Annotated in this window: 4 protein-coding genes; all 4 read left to right on the forward strand. The window is 37.4% G+C overall.

The window, feature by feature from the left end; translation table 11 throughout:
* The first annotated feature begins 727 nt into the window (after window positions 1-727).
* The 4 genes from ACE1AT_RS24255 to ACE1AT_RS24270 all read left to right on the forward strand — a co-directional run bounded on the left by ACE1AT_RS24255 (window position 728) and on the right by ACE1AT_RS24270 (window position 19,824).
* Window positions 728-6,085, forward strand: a complete 5,358-nt coding sequence (locus tag ACE1AT_RS24255) for an amino acid adenylation domain-containing protein (RefSeq protein WP_374873050.1) — start codon at window positions 728-730, stop codon at window positions 6,083-6,085.
* 138 nt (window positions 6,086-6,223) lie between these two features.
* The gene (locus ACE1AT_RS24260; protein ID WP_374873052.1) at window positions 6,224-10,864 is read left to right on the forward strand and encodes an SDR family NAD(P)-dependent oxidoreductase; all 4,641 of its coding nucleotides are present in this window, start codon (window positions 6,224-6,226) and stop codon (window positions 10,862-10,864) included.
* A 30-nt stretch (window positions 10,865-10,894) separates the two neighbouring features.
* Window positions 10,895-16,483 carry an amino acid adenylation domain-containing protein gene (locus ACE1AT_RS24265; RefSeq protein WP_374873054.1) on the forward strand — a complete coding sequence of 1,863 codons (5,589 nt, stop codon included), beginning with the start codon at window positions 10,895-10,897 and terminating at the stop codon, window positions 16,481-16,483.
* A gap of 92 nt (window positions 16,484-16,575) precedes the next feature.
* Window positions 16,576-19,824 carry an amino acid adenylation domain-containing protein gene (locus tag ACE1AT_RS24270; RefSeq protein ID WP_374873056.1) on the forward strand — a complete coding sequence of 1,083 codons (3,249 nt, stop codon included), beginning with the start codon at window positions 16,576-16,578 and terminating at the stop codon, window positions 19,822-19,824.
* The last annotated feature ends 4 nt before the right edge of the window (window positions 19,825-19,828 follow it).

The raw sequence follows: 19,828 nt of genomic DNA on the forward strand, positions 1-19,828 counted from the left end.
TCTGGCTTCTCAAGAATATAGCTGGTCAGGGGTATCAGCCCTCATTAAAGATTTTTCGTTATCCCAACGGACGTAGAAGCGCGTAACTTGCTTGGCGTAGAGGTAATTTCGCGTCTCTACAAATACAAAAAATATCAATAATTTTAATAACTAAAACTGATGCCAAAAAAATTATTGATAATTAATATCTATAAATTTTCTCTTGCTAAAGCTACTTATTCTCGTTAGTGTAATCAAAGATAAATAAAAATTACTTGCATTAACTCAGAATTTATCCAAAGAAATCACTATATATCAGCGTTTGGACAATCTAAATGTTTGGCTGAACTAATTACGATGGATTGCAAGTTAGTGAGGTTCAGTATTTTGGTCTACAACCCAGATAAAAATTCTTGCTTACTTCTGACTCCTGAATTCTGCTCAAGAATTAGATAAGCGATCGCGTTAAATAGCTGCTCAATTACAAAAATTAGGTTTGACTAGGAATAACACCTTATTATGTTAGACACGTCCGGAATATTTATTCTGAGCCAAAAGCAGGACGTACAGCTAATAAATTATTTATAAAAGTAATAACCAGATTTTTGGCGTAATTCTAAAAATTTTGCTTATGAAGATGGTTACGAACCCAAAAAAGAAATTAAATTTTATATTTATGGGATTTTTGAAATCAATGTTTCATTGAGAGTCTGATGAGAGAATAATTTGTACATGGTGTTGAGTTGAAATGAAAATCTCTGATCATTTGGGTGATTTTTCTACAGTCGTCGAATTACTGCGCCTCAGAAGCTCTACGCAGCCAGATAGAGATAGTTTTACCTTTTTATTAGATGGGGAAATAGAAAAAGCAACATTAACCTATCAAGAATTAGATAGGCGATCGCGTCGAGTAGCTGCTCAGTTACAAGCATTGGGTTTGACTGGGGAACGAGCTTTACTACTCTATCCCCCAGGACTAGATTTTTTAGTTGCTTTTTTTGGTTGCTTATACGCGGGAGTCGTAGCGGTAACTGCATATCCACCTCGAAATGAACGCAATACACCAAGAATCAAAGCAATTTCCACAGATGCACAAGCAGCGATCGCTCTGACAACAACAGAAATTATATTTACAGTGCGGTCTTTAATGACACAAAAGACTGACGTAGAATCTTTGCAATGGTTAACTACTGATAATCTTGCTCTAGGAATAGAAGATACTTGGCAAGAACCCTCTATTGATCAAAATACCTTAGCTTTTCTGCAATATACCTCTGGTTCTACAGGCACACCCAAGGGTGTAATGATTAGTCATGGAAATTTAATACATAATGCTGCTACGACTTACCAATTCATGGAGCATTCAACCGAGAGTAAGTTTGTCTCATGGTTGCCAACTTACCATGATATGGGTCTGATTGGCGGAATATTGCAACCTTTGTATGGAGGTTTCCCCTGCATCTTAATGCCTCCAGCTTCCTTTCTTCAACGTCCTTATCGTTGGTTGCAAGCTATTTCCCAATATAAAGGTACAACGAGTGGCGCCCCTAATTTTGCCTATGAATTATGTACTCAAAAAATTACTCCTGAACAAAAACAAACTCTTGATTTGAGTAGTTGGAGTGTGGCATTTAACGGTGCTGAACCGATTCGGTATGATACTTTAGAACGGTTTGCAGAAGCTTTTGCTGAGTGTGGTTTTCGTAAACAAGCCTTCTACCCTTGTTACGGAATGGCTGAAACAACTCTAATGGTTTCTGGTGTGGAGAAGCTGACAGTACCAACTATCAAAAGAGTCGCAAAATCTGCATTAGAATCCCATCGCGTAGTGGAATCATCTGCTCAAGATGAAGATGCTTATCATTTTGTCAGCTGTGGTCGAGTTATACCAGAACAAGAGGTAGTCATTGCCAATTCAGAAACACTCAGTAGTTGTAAAGTAGATGAAATTGGAGAAATCTGGGTATCTGGGCCGAGTGTTGGTCAAGGTTATTGGAATCGTCCTCAACAGACAAAAGAAACCTTCCACGCTTATCTATCAGACACAGGTAACGGGCCATTCTTGCGGACGGGAGATTTAGGATTTTTGCAGAATGGCGAGCTTTTCATTACAGGAAGAGCCAAAGATTTAATTATTTCTCGTGGTCGAAATCTTTACCCGCAAGATATAGAATCAACCGCAGAACGCAGTCATCCATCATTGCGTTCTGGTGCTGGTGCAGCATTTACAGTCGAAGTTAATCATGAAGAACGGTTAGTAGTTGTACAAGAATTAGAGTTTCGCGCCAAGCCAAATTTAGAAGAAGTCATCTCTGCTATTCGCCAAGCAGTTACTGAAGAGCATGAGATACAAGTTTATGCTGTAGTCTTGATTAAACCAGGTAGTATTCCCAAAACTTCTAGTGGTAAGATTCAAAGACATGCTACTCGGACTCAGTTTGAGAAAGGTGAACTCAATGTAGTTGCAAGTAACATTCTCAAAATTAGTAATATTGCGAGAAAAGAAACTCAACTACAGCGTTCGGAACTTTTGGCACTTTCCCCCAGGGAATGTCAACCACTTTTAGAATCATATCTAATTGAACTCTTGGCAGGAGTACTTGCAATTAGAGGAGATGATATTAATCCTCAAGAACCATTAAGCACTCTCGGACTTGACTCTTTAAAAGTATTTGAGTTGAAAAACCGGATTGAAGTTGATTTGGAAGTAGAAGTATCGGTAGCAGACTTTTTTGCAGGGATGAGTACGCGATCGCTCGTCACTAAAATCCTTACTCAAATGACGACAGATGGACTACCGTTACTATCTCTGACTCAACATACTCAACAACAAAATACATATACATCTATTCATCCTCTATCTTTTGACCAGCAGGGATTATGGTTTATCAACCAGCTAAATCCCGATACTCCTACATACAATATTCCTATAGTTATTAACTTCAAAGGTTGTGTTAACCTAGCTGTCTTAGAAGATAGTCTGAACGAAATTATTAGACGACACGAAGTATTACGCACAAGCTTTACAGTGGTAGATGGACAACCTGTCCAAGTCATCAATCAAGCTGTATCCTTAACTTTGGCGGTTCAAGACTTACGCTCACTATCAGAAAATGAACGCAATAGCACAGCACAAGATTTGGCTAGGGAATTAGCACAGCAGCCCTTTGATTTATCTGCTCAATCACTTCTACGTGCTAAAATTTTACAATTAAATGATAAAAATTATCATTTAATTGTGAGTTTTCATCATATAATTGCAGATGGTTGGTCTATCGGTGTTTTCATCAAAGAACTAACTGCGCTTTATCAAGCATTTTCCGGTGGTGAACTTTCACCACTTGGGGAATTACCTATTCAGTATAGAGATTTTGTCAATTGGCAGCAACAATGGTTGAATTGCGAGAGCGATCGCATTCAACCGTTATTGACCTATTGGAAACAAAAGTTGAGTGGTGAACTTCCTGTACTGAATTTACCAACTGATCGTCCGCGATCGTCAGTTCAAACCTTCAAAGGCGCTCAAGCGAAATCAGTTCTTTCTCCAAACTTGACAAAAGAACTCAAGAAATTGAGTCGTCAGCAGGGAGTAACTCTATTTATGACCTTGCTTACAGCCTTCAAAATCTTGCTGTATCGCTATACAGGTCAGACTGATATTTTAGTCGGTTCACCAATTGCCAATCGTAACAGAGCAGAAATCGAATCATTAATAGGATTTTTTGTCAATGTTTTAGTGTTGCGTACAAACCTTTCTGACGACCTGAATTTTCAGGAGTTGTTAGCGCGGGTGAAGTCAACTACTTTAGAAGCTTATGTTCATCAAGACTTACCTTTTGAAAAGTTAGTAGAAGAACTACACCCAAGCAGAGATTTGAGCTATAACCCACTTTTTCAGGTGATGTTCGTTCTGCAAAATGTGCCAAAACCCAATCTCAATCTATCGGATATATCAGTTACTTATGAGGAAGTGTACAACGGCACATCTAAGTTTGATTTAACCTTGTTTATGGAGGACTCCGAGCAAGGATTAATTGCTACTTGCGAATACAACACGGACTTATTTAATGCAAATACTATTAACCGGATGCTGGGACATTTTCAGAATTTACTAGAAAGCATAGTTAGGAATTCTCAACAACGCATCTCAGATTTACAATTACTTACATCATCTGAACTACAACAACTACTAGTAGAGTGGAACAATACCAAGACAGATTATCCTCAAGATAAGTGCATTCATGAGTTATTTGAAGCCCAGGTAGAGAAAACACCAGATGCGATTGCAGTGGTGTTTCCAAATCAGCAATTAACCTATCGCGAACTCAACGCCAGAGCAAATCAACTAGCACATTATTTGCAACAGATCGGAGTCAAACCAGAAGTATTGGTTGGTATCTGTGTAGAGCGTTCTCTTGAAATGGTAGTAGGATTACTTGCCATTATGAAGGCGGGGGGCGCTTATATGCCCTTAGATCCAGCTTATCCTAAAGAACGCTTGGCTTTTACCTTGGCAGATTCTCAGGTGTCAGTATTGCTAGCACATGCTGATTTAGTTGATGATCTACCACCACATTCCGCAAAACTAGTATGTATTGATACCGATAGTCCAGCATTTACTGATTACAGCCGAGAAAATATAGTCAGTAATGCGAACCCAGAAAATTTAGCCTATGTAATTTATACATCTGGTTCTACGGGAAAACCCAAAGGAGTACAAATTCCTCACAGCGCTGTGGTTAACTTCCTAAGTACCATGCGTCAAACTCCAGGACTAACTAAGGAAGATATTTTCCTATCTGTCACGACGTTATCGTTTGATATTGCAGCCCTAGAATTATACCTGCCGCTAATTGTTGGCGCTCGTTTAGTATTAGTCAATCGAGAGATGACTACCGATGGCACTCAGTTATTAAAACAGTTAATCTCCAATGATGTAACAGTGATGCAAGCTACCCCTGCTACTTGGAGAATGTTGCTAGCTGCTGGATGGAAGAGCAAGAATACCATGAAAATTCTTTGTGGTGGTGAAGCTCTCGACTCTTCACTTGCCCATCAGTTGCTAGAACGAGGTCAACAGGTATGGAACTTATATGGCCCCACAGAAACTACTATTTGGTCGGCAGTCCAAATAGTAAGCTATCAAGAGCAACAACAGGGTGTTAGCTTTATTGGTCATCCGATCGCCAACACCCAATTCTACATATTAAATCCAGATCAACAATTAGTTCCTGTAGGAGTTCCAGGTGAATTGCATATTGGCGGTGTTGGGCTAGCGCGGGGTTATTGGAATAGACCTGAGTTAACTGGAGAAAAGTTTATTCCTAGTCCTTTTGAATCAGGAAAACGCCTCTATAAAACCGGAGATTTAACGCGTTACCTAGCAGACGGCAAGATTGAATTTTTGGGTAGAATTGACAATCAAGTAAAAATTCGCGGTTTCCGTATTGAACTCGGAGAAATTGAAGCTTTATTAGAGCAACATCCACAAGTACAAGAAACGATAGTAATAGCTAGGGAAGATATACCAAATGACCGTCGTCTAGTTGCATATCTAGTTACTCATGAGAATGCGACGCCTTCTGTAAATGAACTACGAGGGTTTCTCAAAGAAAATCTACCCGAATACATGCTTCCTTCTGCCTTTGTCATTTTAGATGCTTTACCTTTGACACCTAATGGCAAAGTAGATCGTCGTAGTTTACCTCTACCTGAAAATCTACGTCCAGAGTTAACAGCATCTTTTCAGCCTCCTCAGTCTGAAATGGAACAGCAGATAGCAAAGTTTTGGCAAGAAGTACTGCATCTAGATAAAGTAGGTATTCATGATAATTTCTTTGACCTTGGTGGACATTCACTACTAATGCTGCAAGTCAATAACAAGCTGCGTGTTATTTTGCAGCGAGATATACCAGTAGTAACAATGTTTCAAAATCCAACTATTTATTCCTTAGCAGAATATTTAAGTCAAAAACCAGAAGAGAAATCTATTTTGGAACCGATGCGCGATTCTCTTTTGGAGAGGCTGCGCCAACGCGTGCAGAAGCAAAAACAAGCACGTCAGAAACACAAACAATTATTTATGAAACAATCCAGAAATAAGTAGAACAGCGTAAATAATTAAAGGTTTGTAGTGAGGACTTTAGTCCTCAAATAAGGACTAAAGTCCTCACTACGAACTAGATTTCACTTCACATAGTTTATTTTTTAATGTAAGAAATACTAAAAATATTAATTAATAATTATGGATACTAGCAAAAATCCTAATTCAATAGAAGGAATAGCTATTATCGGGATGGCAGGACGCTTTCCAGGGGCTAAAAATATAGAAACATTTTGGCAAAATTTACAAAATGGTATAGAGTCAATAAAGATATTGACAGATGAAGAATTAATAGCTAGTGGTGTTAATTTGACTTCTATCAATGATCATAATTATGTCAAATTAAGTGGTGTATTAGAAGATATCGATTTATTTGACGCTGCATTTTTTGATATTAATCCCAAAGACGCGGAAATTACAGACCCTCAACACCGTTTGTTTTTAGAATGTGCTTGGGAAGCTTTAGAAAATGCTGGATATGACTCCACTAAATATGAAAGTCGGATTGGAGTTTATGCTGGTGCTAGCTTAAATAATTACTTATCTTTTGATTTGCAAGATGACCAACTAGGGTCAGCAGAGTTATATCAAAAATTAATTGGTAATGATAAAGATTTTCTCTCTACTCGTGTTTCTTATAAATTAAACCTGAAAGGGCCAAGTATTACAGTTCAAACCGCTTGTTCTACATCCCTAGTTGCGACCACCCTCGCTTATCAAAGTTTGCAAAGTTACCAATGTGATATAGCTTTAGCCGGAGGGGTTTCTATTCGAGTCCCACAAAAAACGGGTTATTTGTATCAACAGGGAGGGACGCTTTCACCTGATGGTCATTGTCGAGCGTTTGATGCGAAAGCACAAGGAACAACTATTGGTAATGGGGTGGGGATTGTTGTCCTGAAGCGGTTGGAAGATGCGATCGCAGATCGTGATCACATCTATGCAGTCATCAAAGGTGCAGCAATCAATAATGATGGTACTGGGAAAGTAGGTTTTACAGCCCCTAGTGTAGATGGTCAAGCACAAGCGATCGCAGAAGCGATGCTGTTAGCCGAGGTGGAGCCTGAGACAATCAGCTATATTGAAGCTCATGGTACTGGCACAGTTTTAGGCGATCCGATTGAAATTGCAGCACTAACGAAAGCTTTCCGTGCTAGTACTGAAAAAAACGGTTTTTGTGCGATTGGTTCAGTTAAAACAAATATTGGTCATTTAGATGCAGCTGCTGGAGTTACAGGATTAATCAAGACTGCTCTTGCTCTCAAACATCAGTTAATTCCGCCCAGCCTCAATTTTGCACAACCCAATCCGGAAATTGATTTTGCTAATAGTCCCTTTTTCGTCAATACACAACTGACACAATGGCAAACAGGTTCTACTCCACGTCGTGCTGGTGTTAGTTCCCTGGGAATCGGGGGAACTAATGCTCATGTTGTTCTCCAAGAAGCTCCTGTACTTCCAGCCTCTAGTGGTTCTCGCTCTTGGCAACTATTACTACTCTCTGCTAAAACCGAGTCTACCCTAGAAAGTGCTACACGAAATCTTGTTCAACATCTAATGGTGCATCCTCATGAAAACCTAGCAGATGTGGCTTATACCTTGCAAGTAGGGCGTAGAGACTTCAATTATCGGCGAATGCTGGTTTGCTGTGATATCCAAGATGCAGTTAATGAATTAAATGAACAAGCATCAAAACGAGTTTTCACTCAATTTCAAGAGCCAAGCGAGAATCGCTCCATCGCTTTCATGTTTCCTGGACAGGGTTCTCAGTATGCAGACATGGGTAAAGAACTCTACGAAACTGAGCCGATATTTCGTGAGCAAGTAGATCACTGTTGTGAGATACTGACACCCCATTTAGGGTTAGATTTGCGTTTACTCATTTATCCCAGTGAGTCTGAAAAACCAGCCGCCGCAGAGCAACTCAAACAAACCTGCTTTACTCAACCTGCGTTATTCGTCATTGAATATGCTCTCAGCCAGTTGTGGATCTCTTGGGGTATTTCTCCTCAAGCAATGATTGGGCATAGTGTAGGAGAATATGTAGCTGCTTGTGTTGCTGGAGTTATGTCTGTTGAAGATGCTTTAGCATTAGTTGCTATACGTGGACGACTAATGCAGCAATTACCCTCTGGGAAAATGCTCTCTGTACCTTTAAAAGAAGCAGAAATTGAACATTTTCTTGATGAGAACTTATCTATAGCTGCTTGCAATGCACCTAACTCATGTGTAATTTCAGGAAGTGATGCAGCAATAAATAGACTTCAAGAACAGCTGGCAAATCAAGGTGTAGAATATCGGCTTCTACATACCTCTCACGCCTTCCATTCTCAAATGATGGAACCTATCTTGGAACCATTCATTGCAGCAGTTCAAAAAGTCCAACTTCATCCTCCCCAGATTCCTTTGATCTCCAACTTGACTGGAACTTGGATCACAACAGAAGAAGCAACAAATCCAACTTATTGGGGAAGACATCTGCGACAAACAGTGAGGTTTACGGCAGGTATATCTAAGCTGTTAGAACAGCCAAATCAGATTCTATTGGAAGTTGGGCCAGGACGTACTTTGTCTACCCTCGCCAAACAGCATGTACAACAGCAAGAGCAGTATTTTATACTTTCTTCCTTACGCCATCATAAGGAAGAACAAACGGATGTAGCATTCTTACTAAACACTCTCGGTCGCCTCTGGCTATCTGGAATTACGGTAAACTGGGAAACTTTTTATACTTTTGAACAGCGCGATCGCTTGCCTTTACCGACGTATCCATTTGAACGAGAAAGATATTGGATTGAAACACAAAAAACATCTAGAAATTCTTTAGGAACAAATTATCAAAAGCTAGATATTGCAGATTGGTTTTATATTCCAATTTGGAAACAATCTATTGCACCCCAAACTACTCAACCTAGAAAAAAAGCACTAATTTTTATAGATGCTTGCGGAATTGGGGAAGAAATAGCGAAAGAATTGGAAAGTAGTGGATGTGATGTTATTGCTGTAGCTTTGGGAGAACAGTTTAGTCAAAAGAGCAATTGCAAATACACTATAAATACTCAATCTCCTGATGATTACGATACTTTAATTGCAAATTTACAGGCGCTGGATCAAATTCCAGATGTCATATTACATTTATGGAGCATAACACCAAATCAACAGACACAATCAGGAATTGAGTTATTTGAAAATTATCAAAATCTAGGTTTTTATAGTCTCTTATTCCTCACAAAAACCCTTGATAAAAATGGTATTACTCAACCTATAGATATTTTGGTTGTAACCAATAATTTATATGATGTCATAGGTACTGAAAGTTTAAATCCTGAAAAAGCTACCGTTGTAGGAATGTGTAAAGCTATTCCACAACATTACCCGAACATTACCTGTCGCAATCTTGATATTGTAACTCCCGTTTCTGATACTTTTTTAAAAAACCAACTTATACACCAACTGCTAACCGAATTAAATACTAAATCTACTGACATTACTGTTGCATATCGTGGACATCATCGCTGGGTACAAACCTTTGAGTCATTAGACTATGAAGCTGCTACATCTCCATTACGAGAAGAAGGGGTGTATTTAATTACTGGTGGTTTAGGAGGTATCGGACTTGAACTTGCAGAATATTTAGCTAAAACAATACGAGCAAAATTAGTACTGACAACCCACTCAAATTTTCCCCCACCAGCAACATGGGATGAGTGGTTAGCAACTCATGACGAGGAAGATAAACACAGTCGTAAAATACTAAAAGTGCGTTTCCTCCAACAACTGGGTGCAGAAGTTTTAATATTGAACGCCGATGTTGCAAACGAATCACAAATGCAAGCTGTGATTGATGAAACTTTGCAGCACTTTTTTCAGATTAATGGAGTCATCCATGCAGCTGGGATTAAATTATTCAAAACAATTCCTGAAATAACTAGGAGTGAATGCGAACAGCAACTAAGAGCAAATGGACATGGGCTTTTTGTATTAGAAAAAATATTACAGGGAATAGAACTAGATTTTTGTGTATTGATATCGTCTTTATCATCTGTTGTTGGTGCTTTAGGGATGGCGGCTTATCCAGCAGCACATATATTTACAGATGCTTTTATTTACAAACATAATCAGACAAGTAGTATTCCTTGGATCAGTGTCAACTGGGATAATTGGTTAACCAGGGAATTAGCAGTGGAATTAGCTAACAAACCAGAGATTTCGACTAATTTATTCATCACAAGCAACCAAGGAATAGAGGTATTTGAACGCATTTTATCTATCAAAAACATCCATCAAATAATAGTTTCAACCACAAATTTACAAGCTAAAATAGAACGATGGATTAAACCAAAAGAAGTTTTGAAGGAAAAAACTGAACAATTACTTCATCTACGGTCAAATTTAAGCAATAATTATATTGCTCCTCGAAGTGAAATTGAGCAAAAAATAGCCGATATTTGGCAAGAAATTCTTGGAATTCAACAGATAGGAATCTACGATAATTATTTGGAAATAGGAGGTGATTCTCTCCTAAGTGTGCAGATTACTGCGAGAGCGAACAAAGAAAGGTTGCGATTTACTAGTCAGCATTTATTTGAATATCCAACGATCGCACAATTAGCAGAAATCGTAAGTAGTACAAACAATGTGGTTGCTGAACAGGGATTAGTTGAAGGAAAAGAAGGTCTAACACAAACTCCAAAATTTACTCCTGCGGACTTTGCAGAATTTAAATCTAGTCAATGGAATCAAGATGATATTGATAATATTCTGTCATCTCTCAACTATTAAAGTTTGAATATCAAAAAGTTTTGCAGCATCATGAAAAATAACGCTCAAAAAAATATTGAAGATTTTTATCCGCTTTCACCGATGCAACAGGGTATGCTGTTTCACAGTCTTTATGCTCCAGAATCAACAGTATATCGTGAAGTTTTCAGTTGCCAAATTGAAGGATATCTGAATATTTCAGCATTCAAGCAGGCTTGGCAAAAATTACTAGATCGACATCAGATTCTGCGAACTTTTTTTGTTTGGAAAGGTTTAAAAGAGCCGGCTCAAGTTGTGCATAAACAAGTTAAATTGCCTTGGGATCAACAAGATTGGCGTGGAACTGAAAGTATTAGGCAGCAAGAGCGTATAGAAGCTTTTTTACTCGCAGAGCAACAGCGATCTTTTGATATTTCTCAAGCTCCATTGATGCGTTTAAATTTAATTCAATTAACCAAAACTTGCTATCAATTTGTTTGGAGTCGTCATCACTTGCTAGTAGATGGATGGTCTTCATCTTTACTAATGGATGAAGTTTTTGCATTATATCAAGCATTTAATCAGGACAAAGATTTATATTTGAAACAACCTCGCCCTTACCGAGATTACATAGCTTGGCTACAACAGCAAGACCTTACTAAAAGTGAGATTTTTTGGCGACAGCGTCTGCAACAATTTACTGCAACTACTTCTTTGAATATAGACCACACCTCTAGTAATTTACCTGATGAAAATAAAGAATATAAACAACAACAAATTAAGCTATCAACAGACGAAACATTAGCATTGCAGTCTTTTGCACGACAGCAACAACTAACTTTAAATACTTTAATTCAAGGTGCATGGGCTATTCTTTTGAGTCGTTACAGTGGCGAGAATGATGTTGTTTTTGGGTCTGTTGTTTCTGGTCGAGGTGGTTTAGCCGGAAGTGAGTCAATGGTAGGAGTGTTAATCAACACTGTACCAGTACGAGTGTATGTCAATCCAGAAGAATCTCTTGTTTCTTGGTTAAAACAACTGCAAGCACAGCAAAATCAAACACGCCAGTACGAACAATGTCCATTCATAGAAATTCAAAAATGGAGTGATATACCAACTGGTCAACCTTTGTTTGAAAGTATAGTTAATTTTCATAATTACCCGATAAATTTTTCTAAAGTAGAGCAAGTCAGCAATTTAAAAATATCTAATATTTATAATTTTATGCATCCTAATTATCCCCTCACTGTGTCAGTGAAGGTGGATTCAGAATTATTGTTAGAAATTTTCTATGAAAGCGATCGCTTTGAATCAACTACAATAACTCGGATGTTGGGACACCTCCATACATTATTATTGGGTATGATAGCTAACCAACAACAGCGTGTTAAAAACTTACCGTTGCTAACGGCACAAGAACATCGCCAATTGTTGGTAGATTGGAATAATACCCAAGTTGAGTATCCTCAACAGTTCATCCATGAGTTATTTGAAGCACAGGTAGAAAAAACACCGGATGCAGTAGCTGTAGTATTTGCAAATCAGCAATTAACATATTGTGAACTCAACGCCAAAGCGAATCAACTAGCACATTATTTGCAAAAATTAGGAGTAAAACCAGAAGTATTAGTGGGGATTTGTGTAGAGCGATCGCTCGATATGCTCATCGGATTATTAGCCATTCTCAAAGTAGGTGGCGCATACATTCCACTAGACCCAAGCTATCCGAAAGAGCGATTAGAATTTATTTTACAAGATGCTAAAGCCCCAGTATTACTAACTCAAACATCCCTTTTAAAGGGAATACCGCAATACAAATCTCAAGTTGTTTGTTTAGATGCAGATTCGCAGAAAATTGCACAACAAAGCCAAGAAAATTTACTTTCTGAGCTAACTACTAACAACCTAGCTTATGTCATCTATACTTCTGGTTCCACAGGTAAACCGAAAGGCGTACAAATTCCCCACAGCGCTTTGAGCAACTTTTTGTACTCCATGAAGCAAACCCCAGGATTAACCCAGGATGATACCTTACTAGCAGTTACAACTTATTCCTTTGATATTGCAGCGTTAGAACTTTTTCTGCCAATTATAGTTGGTGGTCGTTTGGTAATTGCTAGTCGGGAAGTAGCTTCAGATCCAATGCAATTGTCAGCAAAAATTATAGATTCAAAAGCAACAGTCATGCAAGCCACACCAGCGACTTGGAAACTACTTTTAACAGCAGGCTGGAGTGGTAATCATCAATTAAAAATTCTCTGTGGTGGAGAAGCTTTACCTAAATATTTAGCCAATCAATTATTGCATCGATGTGCCTCCTTGTGGAATATGTATGGTCCCACAGAAACCACCATTTGGTCAGCAGCATCTCAGGTGGAAACTGGCAGCGCAGTTGTGTCAATTAGTCATGCGATCGCTAATACACAACTCTACATTTTCGATCAATATAATCAGCTAGTTCCTATAGGTGTGGCTGGAGAATTACATATTGGTGGGAATGGACTTGCAAGAGGCTATCTTAACCGTCCTGAGTTGACGGCCGAGAAATTTATACCCAATCCATTTAGTGAGCAACCGGGGACAAATTTATATAAAACAGGAGATTTAGCACGCTATTTACCCAATGGACAAATCGAGTATATTGGTCGGATTGATCATCAAGTAAAAGTCCGTGGTTTTCGTATTGAACTAGGAGAAATTGAAGCAGTCATCAATCAATATTCTGGGGTGCGAGAAGCTGTAGTTATAGTACGCGAAACTTTAAATGATTCTCAACAAATAGTATCCTATATAGTTCCTGAAATTGAACAAAAATTAATTATTACTGAACTGCGTAGCTTCCTAGAGTCAAAATTACCAAGCTATATGGTGCCAACAAATTTTGTCATCTTAGATACACTTCCACTAACACCTAATGGTAAGGTTGATCGTAAGGCATTATCGGCAGTTGATACAGTACTTCCAGAATTGGAAGAAACCTTTGTTGCACCTCAGACAACTGTTGAAAAGCAGTTGGCGATTATCTGGATGCAAGTACTTGGTTTAGAAAAAATAGGAATAGACGACAACTTTTTTAAATTGGGCGGACACTCAATTTTAGCAACTCAAGTTATATCTCGGATTAATAAAATTTTTAATATTGAGTTACCACTACGCCGAATTTTTGAATTACCAACAATAGCAAGATTAGTCGAAATTATCGACAAAAAACAGCTAACTTTTAAGTCATTACCAGCGATTAAACGAGTTTCACGAGATATAGAACTACCTTTATCTTTTGCTCAAAAAAGATTGTGGTTTCTAGAACAATTAGAAAGGGGAAGTTCTACATATAATATGCCGGCTGCTGTTTATCTGAACGGAAATCTAAACATAGATGCTTTAGGACAGGCTTTCCAAGAAATTTCACAGCGTCAAGAAGTATTACGTACTACCTTTAAAAAAGTAAATGGAAATCCTGTACAAGTAATTGCTCCATCTGTTTCTATCTCCCTACCAATCATAGATTTAAGTGAAATTTCACCAGAAAAACAATCTGTGAAGGTGCAGCAGTCAATTCTAGAAGAAGCTCAACGACCTTTTGACTTAGCTAAAAGTCCATTATTGCGAGTTAGTTTATTACGCTTGGGTGAAGAATCTTATCTATTGCTGTTAGTAATGCACCATATTATTGCTGATGGCTGGTCAATTGGTATACTCATTCGTGAATTATCTACACTTTATGCAGCTTTTCTCAAAAAAGAATCTTCACCTTTAGCAGAATTACCAATTCAATATGCAGACTTCGCCTATTGGCAAAATCAGTGGCTGCAAGGAGAAGTGATGGATAAACACTTATCTTATTGGAAACAGCAACTCGCTAACTTATCTGTATTGGAATTACCTACTGATTATCCTCGTCCTGAAATTAAAAGTTTTCGTGGTACTAGGCAACATCTAGAATTAGCAAAAGAACTTTGTGAGGAAATTAAAGCATTAAGCCATAGAGAAGGAGTCACTCTATTTATGACTCTGTTGGCAGGATTTAAAATCTTAATGCATCACTACACAAAGCAAGATGATATTGTGATCGGTACTGATGTTGCTAACCGTAACTTTCCAGAAATAGAGAATATCATAGGTTTTTTTGTTAATCAGTTAGTATTACGTACTTACTTGGGAGGAAATCCAACTTTTCAGGAATTATTACAACGTGTTCGTGAGGTGACATTGGCTGCTTATGAACATCAAGATATGCCATTTGACCAATTAGTATTAGCCTTGAAACCAGAACGGGATTTGAGCCGCACACCTCTGTTTCAATCCAAATTTGTTCTACAAAATGCCCCAACCCTACCACTGGAACTAGAAGGTTTGAAATTGAAAATTGTCGAAGATATTGACAATAGTACAGCTAAGTTTGATTTACTACTAACTATGTGGGAAAGCGAACAAGGTTTAAGTGGTAGTTTGGAATACAGCACAGATTTATTTAATGCTTCTGCGATCGCAAAATTTATTACAGATTATGAAATGATTTTGCGTGCAGTTGTTGCTCAACCTGATATTAAATTTACAACTATCAAAGAAATATTGACAACAACAGATAAACAAAGACAAGCCACAAAAAAAGAGGAATTTAAACAAGCGCGTAGCCAAAAATTTAAAGCATTTAAATCGCAACCCAAACCTAAACTAATTAACTTATCTCAAGAAGAATTAATTACAAAATATTTTTTACACGATGAAGATAAACTACCTTTAGTTATTACACCGAAATTCAGCGATTTGAATTTAAAAACTTGGACTGAAAATAATCAAGAATTCATTATCAATAACTTATTAAAATCTGGAGGAATTTTATTTAGAGGTTTTGCGATTAATCAAAAAGAAGATTTTGAGCAATTCGTTAGTGCAGCATGTCCTCAATTAATGCCTTATATCGAATCTTCCACACCTCGTATTCAATTAAGCGAAAAAGTCTATACATCTACTGAATTTCCGGCTGATCAAACCATTGCTTTACACAATGAATCATCCTATGCCAATATCTATCCCATGAAGATATGGTTTTGTTGCATTGAACCTGCAACCGAGGGGGGAGAAACTCCAATTGCTGATGTGAGAAAAGTATTTCAAAATATTCATCCTCGGATTAGAGAACGCTTTCAAGAAAAAGGGTGGATGTTAGTTCGCAACTATGGTAATGGGTTTGGTTTACCTTGGCAAAAAGTTTATCACACTACAGATAAAGCTGTGATGGAAGAATATTGTCGTAATGCTTGTATTCAGGTTGAGTGGAAAGACAACGATTGCTTAAGAACTCGTCAAATTCGCCCAGCCATAGCACAACACCCAAAAACCGGTGAAATGGTTTGGTTTAATCATGTTGTTTTTTGGCATGTATCGAGTTTACAAACAGAATTTCGAGAAAAATTTTTCAGCGAATTTACAGAAGAAGATTTACCATATAACACTTTTTATGGTGATGGTTCTCCCATTGAAGACTCGGTTATTGCAGAAATTCGTGAAGCTTATCAACAAGAAATGATTGTTTACCCTTGGCAGAAAGGGGATATATTAATGCTCGATAATATGTTAACAGCTCACGCACGTAATCCTTACTCCGGTTCCAGAAAAATCTTAACTGCGATGGGTGAGCCTTTTCAGCATCGTTTTTAAATAATTATTCAATCATAAAAACCCCTAGGCGATTTCTCTCTTTTCTCTGTGTCCTCCGCGTCTCTGCGGTTCGTTAAAAAAATAACTGTATCATGAATAATAAAGTAATTCACGGGTTTCAACTTTCGCCACAACAAAAACATTTATGGCTACTACAACAAGATAAAAATAACCTTGCTTATCGCTCATTCAGCATTGTGGAAATTACAGGTGATTTAAATATTGAAGCGTTGAGAATTGCCTTAAAAACTATTGTCAATAGACATCAAATTCTTTATACTAGTTTTCGTTGCTTACCAGGAATGAATATTCCGCTACAAGTAATTGAAAATGACAGCGATTTGTTAATACGAGAATACGATTTCAGAGCAATTCAACCTGAAGAACAAAATAATGCTGTTGAATTACTGCTTGAATCTGTTAAGCAGCAAACTTTTGACTTTGAGAAATCATCATTACAGATATCTCTAATTACTTTGTCAGAATCTAAATATGTATTAATATTAAACTTACCTGCTTTACACGCAGACACAAAATCACTGAATAATTTATTAACAGAAATAAGCCGTGCTTACACTGGTGACTTAAATGATGATGAACCAGTACAATACATAGTCTTTTCAGATTGGCAAAATGAATTATTAGAATCGCAAGAAGCAGAAATTGGTAGAGAATATTGGCGACAAAAAGATATTAACCATATTTTCAACTTAAAACTAGCAAATGAAAAAAAACTTTCTGCTCCAACTCAATTTAAACCCCAAGTTTTCACTCAGATAATCCCGCCTCAACTGGCAGAAGAAATAACTGCGATCGCTAAAAAATTTCACACTTCTGCATCAACATTATTACTAACATGCTGGCAAACACTACTATGGCGTTTAACCAATATATCAAATATGGTTATTGGTACTAGTTGTGATGGCAGATCAGAAGAAGAACTGCAAAAAATGCTGGGGTTACTTGCCAAATATGTACCAGTAGATTGCTATCTCCAAGGTAACTTAAAGTTTAGCGAAATTTTACAGCAAATTACTTTTACTCAAAATCAAGCTTATGAATGGCAAGATTGTTTTACATGGGAATTAATTTCAGGTTTAAATCAAGTTATTGACGAGGTGCCTTTTTTCCCGTTCTGCTTTGAATTCCTAGAACAAGATTGTACTCTTTTGACTACAAATACAATTACATTTTCTATATCACAGCAATATGTTTGTTTTGACAAATTCAAAGTAAAATTATCATTAATATATACAGAGAATTCCCTCCGTGCTGAGTGGTATTATGATTCGCAATTATTTTTACCAGAAGATATCGAACGATTAGCAGGACAATTTTCTACGCTTTTAAAAAGTGCAATTAACAATCCAAACGCATTGCTAAGTAAATTAGAAATACTCAGCCATGATGAACGCCAAAAGTTATTGATAGAGTTTAATGATACACAAGATATTTTCCCAAAAAATAAATGTTTTCATCAAATTTTTGCAGAACAAGTAGAACGCACTCCAGATAATATTGCCGTTATTTATCAAAATCAGCAACTAACCTATCAAGAATTAAATAATCGTGCTAATCAGCTAGCTCATTACCTAAAAAAATCAGGTGTGAAGCCAGATGTAATGGTAGGGATTTGTGTCGAACGTACGCCTTTAATGTTAATTACACTTTTAGGTATCTTAAAAGCAGGTGGTGCTTATGTACCGATTGAGCCTAGCTATCCCTTAGAAAGAAAAGATTTTATACTCAATGATTCTCAAATCCCTGTGCTGGTGACACAACAGCATTTAATGGCGGATTTCAAAAGAAATGAAATTCAAGTTATTTGTATTGATAGTGATTGGAAAGTTATAAATCAACAAAAAAATGATAATTTAATTACTACAACAACCCCATTAAATTTAGCCTACGTCATCTACACCTCTGGTTCCACTGGTAAACCCAAAGGAACTTTAATTCCCCACCAAGGATTAGTTAACTACCTCAGTTGGTGTACCAAAACATATGCAGTAGAACAAGGAGTCGGAACTTTAGTTCACTCACCTTTGGGTTTTGACTTAACAATTACTAGCCTTTTCTCACCTTTATTAGTTGGTTGTACAGTAGAATTGCTATCAGAAGAGCAAGGTATTGAAGCCCTTTCTCAAGGTTTAAAAAAAAGCTCAAATTTAAGTTTGGTGAAAATCACCCCCGCTCACTTAGATTTGCTAAAGCAGCAGTTATCCGAAGAAGAGATCGCAAATAAAACCAGAGCGTTTATTATTGGTGGAGAAAATTTATTAGCTGAAAGTATCACCTTCTGGCAAGATGTAGCCCCAGATACGATATTAGTCAACGAATATGGCCCGACAGAAACAGTGGTAGGCTGCTGTATTTATCAAGTTCCTGTAGGGAAACATCATTCAGGTTCTATACCTATTGGTAGACCAATCGCTAATACCCAGTTGTATATTTTAGACCAATATTTGCAACCAGTACCAACAGGTGTAGTAGGTGAATTGCACATTGGTGGAATTGGATTAGCCAGAGGTTATTTAAACCAACCTGAATTAACAGCTGTTAAATTTATTCCCAATCCTTTTAGTAAACAAGAGGGCGATCGCCTTTACAAAACAGGTGATTTAGTTCGCTTTCTACCGAGTGGAGATATTGAATATATCGGTAGAATTGACAATCAAATCAAAATCCGAGGTTTTCGTGTTGAATTAGGAGAAATTGAAGCGGTTATCAATCAACATCCATCGGTATCTGCAAGTGTAGTTATTGTTCGAGAGGATAAACCTGGAAATCAAAATTTAATTGCTTATATAACTCTCCATCCACACAAAATACTCACAATTCCTGAACTACGGCGCTTCTTGCAAAATAAATTGCTTGACCATATGTTACCAACAGCATTTATGATATTAGAAGCGTTACCATTAACATCTAATGGCAAAGTAGATCGTCGAGCATTGCCAACACCAGATGCTCTGCGTCCAGAATTAGAAGTTGCTTATGTAGTACCACAAACTGAGTTAGAAAAAACAATAGCTTCAGTTTGGCAAAAAGCTTTGAATCTGGAAAAGATAGGTATCCACGATAATTTTTTTGAAATTGGCGGTCATTCATTACTTTTAGTCGCGGTTCACAGCCAATTGCAGCAAATATTAACAGCAGAACTATCAACCCTTGATTTATTTAGATATCCTACAATTTATTCTTTGGCAGAGTATTTAAGTACATCTCCCAATCAAATAGCATCCTTACAAAAAAATGATATTTCAACAGAGAAAATTTCAGATGGTAAAGCGCAACAAAAAAAACGTCTCCAAAAAATGAAATCAGTTGGAAATAATTAAGGAT

This window comes from Pelatocladus sp. BLCC-F211 (assembly GCF_041928655.1).
GTDB lineage: Bacteria > Cyanobacteriota > Cyanobacteriia > Cyanobacteriales > Nostocaceae > Pelatocladus.

What these genes read in the sequence shown, in the direction of transcription:
- ACE1AT_RS24255 (WP_374873050.1), top strand. Translation starts at nt 728, where the DNA reads ATGAAAATCTCTGATCATTTGGGTGATTTTTCTACAGTCGTCGAATTA.
- ACE1AT_RS24270 (WP_374873056.1), top strand. Translation starts at nt 16,576, where the DNA reads ATGAATAATAAAGTAATTCACGGGTTTCAACTTTCGCCACAACAAAAA.
- ACE1AT_RS24260 (WP_374873052.1), top strand. Translation starts at nt 6,224, where the DNA reads ATGGATACTAGCAAAAATCCTAATTCAATAGAAGGAATAGCTATTATC.
- ACE1AT_RS24265 (WP_374873054.1), top strand. Translation starts at nt 10,895, where the DNA reads ATGAAAAATAACGCTCAAAAAAATATTGAAGATTTTTATCCGCTTTCA.